At 46.7% G+C, this 15,529-nt stretch carries 11 protein-coding genes; 6 read left to right on the forward strand and 5 right to left on the reverse strand.

What is annotated here, in order from left to right; all coding sequences use genetic code 11:
* Positions 1-340: 340 nt before the first annotated feature.
* On the reverse strand, positions 341-1,279 hold the full coding sequence (locus K4039_RS03780; protein WP_321161524.1) for an RluA family pseudouridine synthase: 939 nt from the start codon (positions 1,277-1,279) through the stop codon (positions 341-343).
* Positions 1,280-1,608: 329 nt separating this feature from the next.
* On the opposite strand from K4039_RS03780, the gene K4039_RS03785 reads away from it, so the two are divergent.
* The gene (locus K4039_RS03785; protein WP_265233797.1) at positions 1,609-6,060 is read left to right on the forward strand and encodes a tetratricopeptide repeat protein; all 4,452 of its coding nucleotides are present in this window, start codon (positions 1,609-1,611) and stop codon (positions 6,058-6,060) included.
* Positions 6,061-6,437: 377 nt separating this feature from the next.
* Positions 6,438-6,872 carry a hypothetical protein gene (locus tag K4039_RS03790; RefSeq protein ID WP_265233798.1) on the forward strand — a complete coding sequence of 145 codons (435 nt, stop codon included), beginning with the start codon at positions 6,438-6,440 and terminating at the stop codon, positions 6,870-6,872.
* A 111-nt stretch (positions 6,873-6,983) separates the two neighbouring features.
* On the opposite strand, the gene K4039_RS03795 is transcribed toward K4039_RS03790, so the two are convergent.
* Positions 6,984-8,432 (reverse strand): ATP-dependent DNA helicase RecQ, encoded by a 1,449-nt coding sequence (locus tag K4039_RS03795; protein WP_265233799.1) that lies wholly within the window; start codon positions 8,430-8,432, stop codon positions 6,984-6,986.
* Between the two features lie 290 nt (positions 8,433-8,722).
* On the opposite strand from K4039_RS03795, the gene K4039_RS03800 reads away from it, so the two are divergent.
* Entirely contained in the window at positions 8,723-9,532 is an 810-nt protein-coding gene (locus tag K4039_RS03800; RefSeq protein ID WP_265233800.1) for a phytanoyl-CoA dioxygenase family protein, read from the forward strand.
* A 240-nt stretch (positions 9,533-9,772) separates the two neighbouring features.
* Here the strand turns inward: K4039_RS03800 and K4039_RS03805 are convergent, their stop codons facing one another.
* Entirely contained in the window at positions 9,773-10,153 is a 381-nt protein-coding gene (locus tag K4039_RS03805) for a hypothetical protein (protein ID WP_265233801.1), read from the reverse strand.
* 298 nt (positions 10,154-10,451) lie between these two features.
* On the opposite strand from K4039_RS03805, the gene K4039_RS03810 reads away from it, so the two are divergent.
* Positions 10,452-11,060, forward strand: a complete 609-nt coding sequence (locus tag K4039_RS03810) for a M23 family metallopeptidase (RefSeq protein ID WP_265233802.1) — start codon at positions 10,452-10,454, stop codon at positions 11,058-11,060.
* A 210-nt stretch (positions 11,061-11,270) separates the two neighbouring features.
* Here K4039_RS03810 and ftsH read toward each other — a convergent pair whose 3' ends face one another.
* Complete coding sequence (gene ftsH, locus K4039_RS03815) at positions 11,271-13,217, reverse strand: ATP-dependent zinc metalloprotease FtsH (RefSeq protein WP_265233803.1); 1,947 nt, start codon at positions 13,215-13,217, stop codon at positions 11,271-11,273.
* A 439-nt stretch (positions 13,218-13,656) separates the two neighbouring features.
* Between ftsH and K4039_RS03820 the strand changes: the two genes are divergently transcribed.
* Positions 13,657-14,202: an NADPH-dependent FMN reductase gene (locus K4039_RS03820; protein WP_265233804.1), complete on the forward strand. Its 546-nt coding sequence runs from the start codon at positions 13,657-13,659 to the stop codon at positions 14,200-14,202.
* 82 nt (positions 14,203-14,284) lie between these two features.
* On the opposite strand, the gene K4039_RS03825 is transcribed toward K4039_RS03820, so the two are convergent.
* A complete protein-coding gene (locus K4039_RS03825) occupies positions 14,285-14,515 on the reverse strand; it encodes a hypothetical protein (protein ID WP_265233805.1) in 231 nt (76 codons plus the stop codon).
* Positions 14,516-14,771: 256 nt separating this feature from the next.
* Between K4039_RS03825 and psb32 the strand changes: the two genes are divergently transcribed.
* Positions 14,772-15,494, forward strand: a complete 723-nt coding sequence (psb32, locus tag K4039_RS03830; RefSeq protein ID WP_265233806.1) for a photosystem II repair protein Psb32 — start codon at positions 14,772-14,774, stop codon at positions 15,492-15,494.
* Positions 15,495-15,529 lie beyond the last annotated feature (35 nt).

Here is a 15,529-nt window from a genome sequence, read left to right on the forward strand (position 1 = left end):
GGCTGAGAGAGTTTTGAGTCTTGAGTTTTGAGGTTTGAGTTTTTTTACTAAACTTGGAATCCAAAACTCAGGACTCTTGATTTTTTGTCAGTAGTCAGTAGTTAGTAGTTAGTAGTCAGTAGTCAGTAGTCAGTAGTTAGTAGTCAGTAGTCAGTAGTTAGTAGTTAGTAGTCAGTAGTCAGTAGTTATCAATTCCCAATTTTAATTCTTCATACCCAGTTACCAGAAAGAATTGGTTTAAAGCCTCTCCCTGATCGGGAGAAATTAAAAGCAGACGATTCATTAATCCAATCCTCTTACTTCCAGGTAGAGGTCGCTGTCAACAGTCAACTGTCAACAGTCAACTGTGAGCTCGCAGGCGCAATATTTTTAACAGAGTGTTGAATTGATCGGGCAAAGGTGCGATCGCCTCAATCAACTCTCCGGTTAAGGGATGCTGCAATTGTAGCCGCCATGCGTGGAGGGCTTGTCCGGTTAAATTTACGCCGATGGAACGGTTGCAACTGTACATCGGGTCGCCGATAATGGGATGTTTGATTTCGGCTGTGTGGACGCGAATTTGATGGGTGCGGCCTGTTTCTAATTGATAGTGGATTAGGCAATAGTTGCCGATTCTTTCTTTGATTGTCCAGTGAGTAACTGAGGGGCGGCCACCTTTCTCTTCTGATACTACTGCCATTTTTTTGCGGTCTGTGGGATGTCGGCCGATGGGTAGGTCTATGGTGCCTTTTTCGGCGTTAGGAACTCCGTAAACTACGCCTAAATATTCGCGGCGGGCGGTTTTAGTTTTGAGTTGGGCTTGCAGGTTTTGGTGGGCAATGTCGGTTTTGGCGATCGCGATCGCACCTGTTGTATCTTTGTCTAATCTGTGGACGATTCCGGGCCGTTGAACTCCGCCGATTTCTGCGAGGGGACAGTGGGCTAAGAGGGCGTTGACTAAAGTGCCGTCTTGATGTCCGGCGGCTGGGTGGACGACTAATCCGGCTGGTTTGTTGATGATAATTAGGCTGTCGTCTTCGTAGAGAATGTCGAGGGGAATTGCTTGGGCTTGTAATTTTGTGGGCTGGGCTTCGGGTAATGTGAGGTGAATGCGATCGCCCGTTTTGACTGATATTTTTTTCGAGGTGCAGGTTTGGTCGTTGACTTTGACGTTGCCTTGTGATATGAGGGTTTGCACGCGCGATCGGGATAAGTCTGGTATCTGGTTTGACAGCCAAATATCTAATCGTTGAGTGACATTACTCTGGTTAAATTCCTCTGTATTTTCTACTATGTACATTTGTTTGGTATCTATTTCTAGCATTTTTTTAGTTATGATGGTAAATTATTATATAATAATAACTTAATATATTATAGCCTTTCTCAGAAAGATGAGGTACTATCCGGCATAGGGCATGGGCCAAACAGGGCATAGGGCATACCTCACTTTTTTGATAACCGCTATAGTACGTTTAAATCATTTTTTTTTTCGATTTTTTGATGGCGACTTTAGCTGCGACGAGTGCCAAGAAACCGGGTTTTTGCCAAAACACTTCGTGACAGCGCAGAAACCCCGAAAAACCCGGTTTCTTTGAATATAATTATAACTTAAATCCAGTCGCACAAAACATGACAGAAAACTTCCTACGCATTAATCACGACGGCGATTCCATCCAACTATCCTGGCAGCGCGGCCGCGCAGCACCCCGAAACGCGCCTCCCGTCACCTTTGCACATCCCTTTGACAGCAAAGTATTAGCCGATTTTCGCTGGTATCTCGAAGAATATCTGCGCTTTCCCTACGGACTAGAACCGGAAAATGCTAAAAAAATTGAACAGCAGTTGCAAACTTGGGGGCAGCAGCTATTTGACTTAGTATTTCGCAGCAGCGACAAAGCGCGGGAGTTTTTTCAGGAAGCGACGCGAGACGGATTGGATAGGTGCGAAATTAGCATTGTTGCTGACGAACCCGCCGTACTCAATTTGCCCTGGGAATTGCTGTTTTCCCCAGATTATCAATTTCTCGCGCCCTTGCTGGCGGGGATGTATCGCAGTCTTAGCAACTATGCTGTTCGGGCAGAATTGGGTACAATGTCTGACGAACAATTAAATATTTTACTGGTAATTGCTCGACCCTACGGAGAGCGCGATATTAATTTTCAAACCATCGCCCGCCCGATGTTAGAGGCGCTTAAACCTATTCAAAGACAGGTGAATCTTACCGTATTGCGTCCGCCCAGTTTAAAGCAGTTTGAAGCAGAACTTAACGCCCGCAAAGGTTTTTATCATATCGTTCATTTTGACGGACACGGGGACTTTCAAGCTGATAGCAAAACCGTTCAAACTCAATATGGAAAATTGGGAGAAGGCGTTTTAGTTTTTGAAGATATTGATGGCAACCCGGAAATAGTTACTGCTAGGGAAATTGCCCAATATTTGACAGATTGCCGCGTGCCGATTTTTATTCTCAATGCTTGCAAGTCGGGACAAGCTGGGGAAGAAGCCTTTTCTTCGGTGGCGGGACAGTTGGTGAAATTGGGTGCAAAAGGCGTTGTCGCTATGGCTTATTCCGTCTACGCGGCAGGCGCGAAACACTTCATGGGACGGCTTTATGGGCAATTGGCGCGGGGAGAAGACATTGCCTCTGCGGTGGCTGCGGGGCGCAAATCTATGTCGATAGACAAACAGCGCCCCAGTCCCAAAGGGCTGTTACCGCTGCAAGATTGGCTGGTGCCGGTGCTGTATCAGCAGGAACCATACACGCCTTTTCGGCCCAAAACTACAACTCCTAGTTTTGACGATTTGATGGGGGAAGCTGATAATTCATCTGCGATTGATTCGGCGTTACTGGTAGATTTGCCAGATGTTAGTGCCTATGGTTTTATTGGGCGAGATTACGATATTTTGTGCTTGGAAAGAGCTTTTCGCCAAAATCATGTCGTGCTGTTGCAGGGAATGGGCGGCGTAGGTAAAACTGAGTTGGTAGGAGGGTTTGCGCGGTGGTTGGCTGATACTCAGGGGCGCACTGGAGGGGTTTTCTTCACTTCCTTTGAACGCGGTGCGGGGTTGAGTCAGGTAGTCAATCAAATTGGCAGGAAACTGGGCGGTGAAAAGTTCGCGTCACTGTCGCCGGAAAAACAGCAAGCGGTGGTGCGACAACATTTGCAAACTAATTCTTGTTTGTTGATTTGGGATAATTTTGAACCGGTGAATGGGTTTCCCCAGGGAAATCAGCCACTTTTATCGGCTGGGGAAAGAGCAAGCTTGCAGCAATTTCTCAAGGATTTGCGCGGGGGGAATTCTTGGGTGTTGATTACCAGTCGGCGCGAAGAAAATTGGTTGGATTGCGGTTACGCGCTACGGGAGTTAAAGGGATTGGTAAAGCCGGATGCGGAAGAGTTGGCGGCGGAGATTCTGCGGGAAGCGGGGGTTGACAGGGCGAAATTGCCTGCTGAATATCTGGAGTTGCTGAAACTGTTGGGCGGACATCCGCTGTCGCTGAGGGTGGTGTTGCGGCATTTGAAGACGCAAACTCCGGTGCAGTTGATTGAGGCGCTGCGGCGGGGATTGGATACTTTCAAGGGTGCTGAGGAGGAAGGGAGAGAGAAATCTCTAACGGTGTCGCTGGATTATTCGTTTGCCAATTTGTCGGAACGGGCGCGGCAGCATTTGCCGTTTTTAGGGCTATTTTCCGATCGAGTGGGTGCAGATTTGCTCCATGCTTTTTCTCGAAACCCTGATAGTGATTGGGGACAAGCATATCGGACGGTGTTTGGAGAAAACTTGCAGAAACCTGATTGGATGGTATTGCTCAACGAAGCCGCCGCCGCAGGAATTCTGGAAGATTTGGGGTCAAGTATCTACAAAATTCATCCGGCACTGCCTTGGTATTTGCGACAAAAATTAGACAAAATGGGTTCCTCAGAGGTAATCAGTAACCTGGAAAAAAAGCTGCGGGTTTTCTACGCAATGTTGGCGCATAAATACCGTAAGGAACTAATCAGCAATGCGGAATTGGCAACCTTTGTACTGCGAGTTGAAGAACCGAACCTATTGCAGCATTTACGACTGGCAGAAAAGCAGGAAGAATGGGCTCACGCTCAAGCAATTCTGCAAGCATTGGGCGAGGTATATAAGCGGTGGGGGCGCAAATCGGAATTTAAGTCGCTGCGAGAACGGGCGCTGAACCAAATTGGCTTCCACTTGGCACAAGCCAAGGCAAAGGGGCAAGATGTCTTTAATTTCTGGATGTATCTGCGGGGAGAAGATGCAAATGAAGCTCTTCAAAGTGCTGACTTGGAAGCAGCAAGAGCCATTAATCAAGAAATTATGGATGAATTGACAGCCTTAAATGACCCCTCCGTGAATGGCAGTATTGGTGTTGCTTATCACCAACTAGGAATCGTAGCCCAAGAGCAACGACGGTTTGAGGAGGCGATCGCTTTTTTCAACAAAGCTCTCCAAATTTTTGAAGACGCGGAGGATTTTTACAACGCTGCTAGAGGCTATCACAATCTAGGAAGGGTAGCCGAAGAGCAACGTCGGTTTGACGATGCGATCGCATTTTACAATAAAGCTCTCCAAATTTTTGAAGATGATGGGGATTGTTATAATGCTGCTAATCAATATCACCAACTGGGTAATATAGCTGATTTGCAACGGCGCTTTGAAGATGCGATCTTTTTTTACCGCAAAGCTCTCCAAATTAGAGAAGAGGCGGGGGATTTTTACTCCGCTGCTGGCGACTATCATAATCTAGGAATTATAGCCCAAAAGCAACGGCGCTTTGAAGATGCGATCTCTTTTTACCACCAAGCTCTCCAAATTAGAGAAGACGCGGGGGATTTCTACAAAGCTGCTGAGGACTATCACCAACTGGGAATGGTAGCCGAAGAGCAACGGCGTTTTGAGGAGGCAATCGCTTTTTATAACAAAGCTCTCCAAATTAGAGAAGATGTGGGAGATTTTTACATAGCGGCTACGGACTATCACCAACTGGGAATGGTAGCCGAAGAGCAACGGCGTTTTGAGGAGGCAATCGCTTTTTATAACAAAGCTCTCCAAATTTATAAAGATGTGGGGAATTTCTACAAAGCTGCTAATGAGTATCACCATCTAGGAAGAGTAGCCCAAGAGCAACGGCGATTTGACGATGCGATCGCCTTTTACAATAAAGCTCTCCAAATTAAAGAAGATGCGGGGAATTTCTACAGTGCTGCTAGCGACTATCACCATCTAGGAATTGTAGCCCAAGAGCAACGGCGGTTTGACGATGCGATCGCATTTTACAACAAAGCTCTCCAAATTTATGAAGATGTGGGGGATTTCTACAATGCTGCTAGTGAGTATCACCAACTAGGAATCGTAGCGGAACTGCAACGGCGGTTTGAGGAGGCGATCACTTTTTACAATAAAGCTCTCCAAATTAAAGAAGATGCGGGGGATTTCTACAATGCTGCTAGCGACTATCACCAACTAGGAATGGTCGCCGAAGAGCAACGGCGGTTTGATGAGGCCATTACTTTTTACCACAAAGCTCTCCAAATTAAAGAAGGCGCAGGGGATTTTCACATGGCTGCCAGCGACTATCACCATCTGGGAATAGTAGCCCAAAAGCAACGGCAATTTGACGATGCGATCTCTTATTACCGTAAAGCTCTGCAAATTTATCAAGATGCGGGGGATTTTTACAGGGCTGCTGACGACTATTACCAATTAGGAACAGTAGCCCAAGAGCAAGGAGAGTTTGAGACTGCTGTTGCCTATTTCCAAAAAGCATTTGAAGGGTTCAGTGCCACAAATGATGGGCGCAAAACATCCTCAACCATAACTGCATGGGGCAGAACCCTGGAAGCCCAATTAAATTGGAATGAAGCCGCGAAAATTTACATTCACGCCTTAGCCATTGATATCGAGCATAATAAAGAGTGGATTGGCTCGGATATCGCAGATTTAGGGCGGATGCTCAAGCAGTTGGGAGAAAGTCAGTTTAAGATAATTTGGCGAGAGTTTACGGGTGATGAGTGTTCGGAAGAGTGGTTTTCAGATATTCAGGAAGCCAGTTCGATCGACCCTAATTAAATACACATAATTCCTGTAGGGGCGGGTTCACCAACAATATTAGCCTAAGATCGATAATCTCATAAACCCGCCCCCACCCAACGGAAAATCCCCATCTACCTCTTTCAAAATACAAGGGGGGAGGATAACCAAGATCGATAATACAAATCCGAGATTCATTCAATCATTAATCGATCGAGATCGGAGGTACATTGAAATTGCAGGTTGGGAGGGGGCGGGTTTTTGAGATTCTCATTTATTGTCCGATATTGTTGGCAAACCCGCCCATACGGTCATTGCGAGCGATCGGATCGGAGCTAATATCAGGTGCGATCGAGTATTACAACTATGGTATCATTACCATCAAAATTGTTTAACTAACTTACCCGCGCAATCATATGGAACCAATACTAACTCACGCCGAAATGAATGAAAAGCGCATGATGTTGCAAGATTACGCTCCCGCCCAAGCAGCTTTGGCGATACTAGAAAAACATAATGGCAGACTTGACATGAGTTTTGATGAATTGTGGGCTGAAAACAACAATGATGAATCCTTTACACAGCCAAAAAATGGCAAATCTCTATGGCAAGTCACCCTAAAAACTCTCCGCGCCGAACTCTGCGGCAATGATGGTTTGCGGGCCCAATTCAAAGACTACACGAAAAACCCTGGGAGTACGCCTTTACTTACGGGATTAATTGTTGCTGTTGTCGGCTTGGGGGCTTCTTCTGGAATCCCGATCGATCCTAGTATTGCTACTATTGTGGTTCTGTATCTTCTCAAAATTGGTCTGAATATTTTTTGCGAGTACACTGAGCCGGTGAGTTAGAATTTAGGCGCGATTATCTCGTGGATGATTCGGCGATTGAAATCGCTTCTTGTCATTCTTAGTCCGCCGACGCGGACTAAGAATGACATACTTATGTATTTTTATACTCATCTACTTACAATTATCGCAGTGGCCGCACCGCATAGATTTAGATTCCTTGGTAAAACCAAAAGCTTGTAGCAAAAATTGCCACCTACACTGGCGATGTTTGAGATATTGTGCCATTTCTGCGGCGGCGGTAAAGTTTTGTTTGCCAACTTTTTGCTGTGCGGATTTGTCGATCGCATAATTGAAAGGATCTTGCCATGTCAACTGTCCGCTGCTGTGTAAGATGGAAAGGGCGATCGCGCTTTCGGGAAATTCCCGCGACACAGCATCTACATCGCCTTTAACTGGCAGTTGTTTGGCCAACTGCTGCGCTTCTCGGTATTGCGATCGTAATTTATCTTCAAAAAATTGTGCTCTTTGTTTGTCATCGGGATAAAGCAAACCCGTCGGTTCACTAATCAACGTCAGGGCGATCGCCGATTTGCCGTCGCGTCCGCCTCTCCCAATTTCCTGAATGTATTCCGATAATAGCAAAGGTGATTGAAAGTGAACAACCCACCGCACATCCGGCTTATTAATTCCCATCCCGAAAGCACAGGTACAAATCACAAATTTAAGCTCATTATTCAGCCAAGCTGTTTCTATTTTTCGGCGCGATTCTGGACTCAAACCTGCATGATAGGCTGCGGTTTTATAACCTGCATCTTCCAGCAAATTAGCCAAATTTTCGCTATCTTTTCTCGTGCGGACGTAGACTAAACCTGCTTGTTTTGGTCGAGATTTAATAAAATTTAATAACTGTTGTCTGCGTCCTCTCGGTGTCCAGACAGTCTGCACTTGCAGGTGCAGGTTAGAACGGTAGGGACTTAGCAGAAATGCTTCGGGCTTGTGCAGTTGCAAGACATTTTTGATTGTCTGCTGTGCTTCCGGGTTGGCGGTAGCGGTAAAAGCTGCGATCGCAATTTTAGTTCCTTCCGGCTTAGATTTCAACAAAGCCGATCGCACTGCACCCAAACGGCGGTAAGCTGGTCGAAAGGTATCGCCCCACTGGACTAAACAATGAGCTTCATCTAATATTAAACCATTGATTTGGATGTGTGGCTGACTGATAATTTCCCAAACAGGTTTGCTGAGTAATGTTTCGGGAGAAAGGTACAGCAATCTCAACTTATTTTGTTGCAGCAATTGCAAAGTTTGGCGGCGCTGCTGTGCGGGCATTTGACTGTGGAGGAGGGAAGCGGGCAAATTGCGATCGCGCAATTCTTGCACTTGATTTTCCATTAGTGCGACTAACGGCGAAACCACCAAAGTTAAGCCTGTTTGTAACAATGCTGGCAGTTGAAAGCAGATTGATTTGCCGCCACCAGTTGGCATAATTATGATTGTATCTTTTCCGGCCAACAAACTGCTAACGATTTCTCCTTGGGGGGCTCGGAAGTCGTCGTATCCCCAGATTTGTTTAAAGGTGGCGCGGGCTTGACTTAATGATGTTGGTTCTGGTTGATATTTCATTTGGTTTATTCCCAAATTAGACTCGAACTTTTGTAGTTTGTAGGGTGTGCACTGCGCACCAGTTGACTTAGACACCCAACGCGCCAACATTGGTTGACTAGCCCGTGCTTTTCGGCGCATCCTACAAGATCAGCCGGTGCGCAATGCGCACCCTACAAACTGATGTACTGATCTGTGTTTAGCAAAGATTTTATAACTGACGCACCCTACAATAACTTCAGAGTATGCAAATATCGAGCAGAATTAGTGTTAATTTAATAACAGTTAATAATTTTACTCGAATTTGAATTATGAACGCAAGCACGTTAAGCGAAGTTTTCAGCTATCAGCAAAAAACTTGCGATCTTTCCGATACAGCGGGCGCGGTAGCAGCGTTACATGAAGATGGTTTTGCGCTGATTCCCGGTGTGCTCGGCGAGTCGGAAATGGTGGCGGCGCGGGAAGCACTCGATCGCCTGCAACCCTTCGGACTCGATGGTAGCAGTTGGAGTGAATTGAACAAACATTTTAAATGCGTGTTTAATCGCGATCGCCTGTGGCTTTCATATATCGATCGACCTGGTATCATTGAATTGGCAGAAGCATTGATGGGCAGCGATTGCCACATTATCGGCATGACTGCATGGAAAAGTGGGCCCGGTTACGATGGTTGGCGCGTGCACGTCGATCAGGTGTTTGTACCCTTGCCCGAAAGCGTGTTTGCAGATCACACTTTTCAACTGCCAGTATGGATTTGTACAGCCCATTTCTATCTCAGCGACATCACAGAAGACCTCTGTCCTACCTATATTATTCCTGGTAGTCACAAATCGGGTAGAAAACCCGATCGCGGCGAAGAAACTTGGAATGGAAACTCGTTAGAACCAGTTGTCTGCAAAGCAGGAGATGTGCTGTTTTTCCGCAGTGAAATTTGGCACTCTGGCGGCAGAAATACCACCGTCGATGGTAGTCGCTATATGCTGCAAGTGCATTATTCCCACCGCAATATCGCGCAGAAATTTTCGCCTTGGCCGTGGCAATTCAACCCCGAAATTCTCGCTACCGCTACAGAACGGCAACTGCGGCTTTTAGGCAAGCATCCTGAGTCAAATTACGGTTGAAATATCTTATGAATTTTAGACTCCAAGTGTATTATTCATGCCCTCGCTATTCTTGAAACTACCTACGTTCTGAATCGTTAATCTGCCTAGGATCTGTGGTTGACCTATCAATCAAAGATTGAGGGAATGCAAGTCTATTTGAGATTTTGACTTTTGGATGTGAGACGATCGTCCATTCTAGAACTCTGCGAATCCCCGAATATCTCGATCCAAAATCCAAAATCCAAAATCTCAAATCGCCTAAGACTGAGCGTCTCGGCGGCCGAGCTCGTAGACGCCGCCGCCAATACAGGCGATCGTCCCCATAGATACCGCCCAACCAGTACCGAGAGAAAATTCTACGCCCCAATTGCACAATCCGCCCGCAATCAAAAAGGGCACAATGCTCAACAGCGAAGCATAAAAGGCATTTTGAGCTTCTCTGGCTTGGCGGGTTCTCTCAAACTCGGCTTCGGATGTGTAGAGGGATCTTTCGGCAAAATTCATCCAGCGGTTGAGTTGCAGGATTACCCATTCTGTGATGGGCGACAGGCCCCAGTACAGGGCTAAAGACCACAATGACGCACCGGCGATCGCAGTTGCGTCTATGGCAAAACTAAAAGGGAAAATTTCAGTAAGCATTGCTTATGTGTTTTATAAATTTGAGATTTCAGATTGCATCCAAAATCCCGTACTAAAGTATAGTGTCAAACAAAAGCTCGATCGAATTCAACCGCAGCAGGCATTCCGCTGGCAAATAATTTTCCGTTACCCGCAGCATTTAACCCGAAGCCTTGACACGAGTTGTGCATAGAGTAAAATACACGTTGGTTAACTGATTCGCTAGTGGGTAGAGCACGCGAGGCAATCTTGCAGCGAATTGGCACAACAGACAACGCAGATTCGCAAATACATTAAACTTTCAGGAGTTAAATAAATCGTGCAAGACTCTACGAGCCCTAGATCCGTAAAACGCTTTTTTCGCGCTAGACACATACTACTGTTAGTTCTTTCGATCGGTATCGTGGTGATCAGCCCTTATTTGCAGCAGCAGTTAGTCATGGCTCAGTCAGCTTTACCAAGCAGAGTCGCTACGGGTAATTTGTGGCAAGAAGCTTCTTTTCCCGTCGAAAGTTTTGAAGCCTACACTTCCCCCTTCGGCTCCCGCGGCGGGGATTTTCATTACGGTTTGGACATGGCAGCCCCGGAAGGTAGCTACATCCGCAATTGGTGGGGCGGGCAAATTGTGGAAGTTTGGGAAGATGGCCGCTGCGGTACTGGTATGGTAGTGCGATCGGGAGATTGGGAGCACATCTACTGTCACCTCAAAGGTAGGGTGCAAACAGCTAACGGCGGGCGTTATTATACCGATCGCGAAGGTGGTATGCAAATTTGGCAGGGTCAAACTGTGCCGGCTGGTGCGAGAATTGCCAGAGTGGGAATGACCGGCCGCACGACCGGCCCTCACCTGCATTGGGGATTGAAGTACGGCGGACGTTGGGTAGACCCGGCTTTGGTACTTCGCGAAATGTATTCCAATCAGTCTTAATTAGTCATTGGGCATTGGGCATTGGGCATTGGGCATTAGTAATTGGGCATTAGTCATTAGTTAGTAATCAGAGGGAAGAAGTATTACGCAATCCCCACCCTTACCAATGACTACTGACCAATGACTACTGACCAATGACTACTGACTACTGATGACTAATGACTACTGATGACTACTGACCAATGACTACTGACTACTGATGACTAATGACTACTGACTAATGACCAATGAATCTTTTTTTGTCAACTCGGCGTATCGATCGACAATTTTGCGGAATTCATCACCGTCGATCGTTTCTTCATCCAACAGCACTTCAACCAGCTTGTCTACCAAATGGCGGTTTTCGCGGATAATCCGGCGGGCTTCTTCGTAGCAGTGAATGGCGATTTCTCGGACTTGCCGATCGATCTTAATTGCCATTGCTTCAGAATAATCCGATCGCGAATTCCAGTCTCGGCCCAAAAACACCTCATTGTTCGGACTTTCCAAAGCCACAGGCCCCAAATCCGACATTCCGTAAAGCGTTACCATCTGCCTCGCTAGCTTGCTAACTTCTGTGATATCGCTGCTGGCACCGAGAGTTACTTCGGCATCGCCGTAAATTTCTGCCTCTGCCGCCCGTCCCCCCAAAGCTACTGTAATCCGGCTTAACAACCACGCCCGACTCCTCAAACCTTCGCTGTCGATCATTTCGTCATCGAGCACGTAGTTGGCAAAGCCTGCGATACCGCCGGAACGCGGAATGATCGTTACTTTTTCTAGCGTGTCGGTATTTTTGAGCATGATTGATACGAGGGCGTGTCCGATTTCGTGGTATGCTACAAGCCACTTTTTCTTGCTGTCGAGCAATGGGTTGAGCGTCAGCCCGATCGTGATTCGGTCGATCGCATCATTAACTTCTAAATTACTAATCGTGTCTTTGCGTCGCCTCGCGGTGAGAATAGCTGCTTCGTTGAGCAAGTTTGCCAAATCAGCACCGGAAAAGCCGGGAGTGCGACGGGCAATCATATCTAGGGCAACTTCGTCGTCGAGTTTTTTGTTGCGCGCGTGCACTTCCAAAATCCCTAAACGCCCTTTGTAGCTGGGCAAATCTACCGTTACTTGTCGATCGAACCTACCGGGCCGCAACAAGGCAGTATCAAGCACATCAGGGCGGTTAGTAGCAGCAATCACAATCACGCCGCTATTACCCTCAAAGCCGTCCATTTCTGTCAGCAACTGATTGAGAGTTTGTTCGCGTTCGTCATTTCCGCCACCAATACCAGCGCCGCGCTGCCTTCCTACCGCGTCTATTTCATCGATGAAGACGATGCAGGGCGCATTTTCTTTAGCTTTTTTGAACAAGTCGCGGACGCGGGAAGCGCCGACTCCGACGAACATTTCCACAAATTCGGAACCGGAGATGCTGAAGAATGGAACGGCTGCTTCCCCTGCGATGGCTTTTGCCAACATTGTTTTGCCTGTTCCCGGAGGCCCGATTAACAAAACTCCTCTAGGAATTTTGGCGCCGATGGCGTTGAAACGTTCGGGTTTTTTGAGGAAAGTTACAACTTCTTGCAGTTCTTCTTTGGCTTCTTCGATCCCTGCTACGTCGTCGAACATCACGCCGGTTTTGGCTTCCATTTGGAAACGGGCTCTGGATTTGCCGAAGTTCATGGCATTTCCTTGCGATTGGGTCGATCGACGCAGGATAGCCATCAACACTGCCAACACTGCAAAAATCACTAGCAAGTTTACTACTAAACTAACTGCTGCGGCGTTGTCGGCTGTTTGTTTGACTTCAAAATCAATCTTTTTGGCACGGATTTGCGAGTAGAGTTCTCGGTTGTTGTAGTCGAAGAGAGTAACAATTTGGGGTTGATCGGTTTTTTGATCTTTTAGCTTAACTTTGGCAGTTCTTTGAATTTCGTCTATTTCGACTTTACTGACTTGCCCTTTTTCTATGTTGTCGATGAGTTGGCTGTAACTCATGGTGTTGTTTGGCGCGCTGTCGGCGAAAACCGGGGTCGAGAGCAATATTCCTTGAGAAATCACCAAACTACCCAGGATGCGCCAAATATTCCGTCCTGGAATTGATTTTTTCGGATTCTGCTGGCTCGATTTGTCTTTGTTTACAGCTAGATGTCCCAGCCATGCGTGTTTCCAAGAATTTTTCATATTGCTTTTTTGCCCAAGGTGGAAGACTGCCAAGATTGACCGCTTGTGGTTTGCTACGTTCATTTATTTTAACAAGATGCCGGGTGTTGAATCGGTTTATCTGTCGCTGGGATCTCAAGAGACCGCTTAAGATGACGGGTTTTGAACCCACTGCGACTCAGAAACCGAGTTTTTTACCAAATCTGTCGGCTATCACCAAGGATTTTGGCAAAAACCCGGTTTCTCGGCCCCTCCACTGAACTTACGCACTCCGACTCAGAAACCGGGTTTTTTACCAAATCTGTCGGCTATCACCAAGGATTTTGGCAAAAACCCGGTTTTTCGGCCCCTCCGTAAATCTCAAATCTCAAATCGATTGACACTTGCCGATCGCCCTTGTTATATTAATCATACTCGTAATGAGTACGCTTTACTTGCTCTGTTATTGTTTTTAAGTCCTATGGTAAAGATAGTCGGCATTGGTGGAAGTTTGCGGGCTGGCTCCTACAGCCAGATGGCGCTGATGGTAGCGGCTGAGCGGGCGCAGGTACTGGGCGCGGAAGTTGAAATATTGGATTTGCGATCGCTCAATCTGCCATTCTGCGACGGTGATAATGATTATTCCGATTACCCCGATGTGGAAAAGCTGCGGAATGCGGTAAAGCAAGCCGACGCTTTGATTCTAGCAACGCCGGAGTATCACGGTAGCGTCAGCGGTGCTCTCAAGAATGCCCTCGATTTACTCACTTTCGAGCATTTGGACGGCAAAGTTGCGGGTGCGATTAGCGTTTTGGGAGGGCAAGTCAACAGCAACGCGCTTAACGATTTGCGAACTATTTTGAGATGGGTGCACGCTTGGGTAATTCCCGAACAAATTGCGATCGGACAAGCTTGGAAAACTTTTAGTCCAGACGGTAAATTGTTGGATGATAAACTGTCTGAAAGGTTCGATGAATTTGCTCGCAGTTTGGTAGAAAATACGCGGAAATTGCGAGGAGTTTCTTAGTAGTATAAGGCGGGAATTTTGGAATTGTTGACTAATGACTAATGACTACTGACTACTGACTACTGCCAACTGCCAACTGACTTCAAAATGGCATATCGATCATATCTCCGAAAGGATGCGGTACGTCGATCGGCATTCTTCCGGGTTTTGACTCATAATTGTCAATCCACTTTTTCGCCAATTCCAAAGCTTCCTCTTCGGTTTTGGCATTTTGGACGGCGACGTGGCGGTTGCCGCGGCCATCCCAAACCTCGACGTAGAATACTTTCTGGGATTGAATAATCCAACCTTTATAAGTGTCTGCTGGTTCCATAGTTAAAATCTTCATTCAGTTGACAGTTGACAGTTGACAGCGACCTCTACCTGGAAGTAAGAGGATTGGATTAATGAATAGTCTGCTTTTAATTTCTCCCTACAAGGGTTCCGGCTTTAAACCATTTTTTTCTGGTAAAATAATCGGGTGAGGAGTTCCACTGGCGGCCTAATTGTAAATATTGCCCCGTGTAAAATGAATTTTACGGGGGTTTATATAGTATTTTTGGAAAAAAGTCAGTTTTACGGTTAACCTCATGACTAGACTCCTGAAGCAATTATTTAACTGGAGAAATTATCTCCAACCTTTGGCGGTGGCGATCGCGATCGTCCTGATCGCATCCCAAATAGCGGTATTGCCGGCATTGGCGACGGGCGTGTACGAAATGCCAGTATTGTCAGCGGGCGATCGAACTTGGGTGTTTGACAAAGGCGACGTACTCAGCCGCAGCAGCGAAAGCAATATCAGCAGTGTGCTCGACACCCTAGAACAAAAAACAGGAAAACAAGTCCGGTTTGTCACCATTCACCGCTTAGACTACGGCGAAACGACTGCCACTTTCACCGACCAACTGTTTGAACAGTGGTTTCCCGCCAAAGAAGACCAGACTAATCAAATTTTACTCGCTCTCGACACTGTTACCAACAGCGCGGCAATTCGCACCGGGGAAGGGGTGAAGTCCCTGCTAAGCGACGAAATTGCCCAGAGTGTAGCTGGGGAAACCGTGCAAGTACCGCTGCGGGAAGGTAATAAATACAACGAGGCATTTGCCGAAGCTAGTTCACGGATTGCGACTGTGATGTCGGGTGAACCAGATCCGGGCCCGCCTGAAGTTGTTGATAACATTCAAGTTGAAGGCACATTTAAGAAAGCTGAAGAAACAGACCAAGGTAATGCCACAGTTATTGTGGTTGTGTTGTTGGTGTTGGCGACAGTGATTCCAATGGTGACTTATTTCTGGTATCAAGGTTTTTCTTAAACAGTTGACAGTTGACAGTTGACAGTTGACAGTTG

This window comes from Lyngbya sp. CCAP 1446/10, from assembly GCF_026130175.1.
Taxonomy (GTDB): Bacteria; Cyanobacteriota; Cyanobacteriia; order Cyanobacteriales; family Microcoleaceae; genus Microcoleus.

Coding starts and splice junctions, on each gene's coding strand:
- K4039_RS03780 (WP_321161524.1), bottom strand. CDS start 1,279: ATGTACATAGTAGAAAATACAGAGGAATTTAACCAGAGTAATGTCACT.
- K4039_RS03785 (WP_265233797.1), top strand. CDS start 1,609: ATGACAGAAAACTTCCTACGCATTAATCACGACGGCGATTCCATCCAA.
- K4039_RS03790 (WP_265233798.1), top strand. CDS start 6,438: ATGGAACCAATACTAACTCACGCCGAAATGAATGAAAAGCGCATGATG.
- K4039_RS03795 (WP_265233799.1), bottom strand. CDS start 8,432: ATGAAATATCAACCAGAACCAACATCATTAAGTCAAGCCCGCGCCACC.
- K4039_RS03800 (WP_265233800.1), top strand. CDS start 8,723: ATGAACGCAAGCACGTTAAGCGAAGTTTTCAGCTATCAGCAAAAAACT.
- K4039_RS03805 (WP_265233801.1), bottom strand. CDS start 10,153: ATGCTTACTGAAATTTTCCCTTTTAGTTTTGCCATAGACGCAACTGCG.
- ftsH (WP_265233803.1), bottom strand. CDS start 13,217: ATGAAAAATTCTTGGAAACACGCATGGCTGGGACATCTAGCTGTAAAC.
- K4039_RS03820 (WP_265233804.1), top strand. CDS start 13,657: ATGGTAAAGATAGTCGGCATTGGTGGAAGTTTGCGGGCTGGCTCCTAC.
- K4039_RS03825 (WP_265233805.1), bottom strand. CDS start 14,515: ATGGAACCAGCAGACACTTATAAAGGTTGGATTATTCAATCCCAGAAA.
- psb32 (WP_265233806.1), top strand. CDS start 14,772: ATGACTAGACTCCTGAAGCAATTATTTAACTGGAGAAATTATCTCCAA.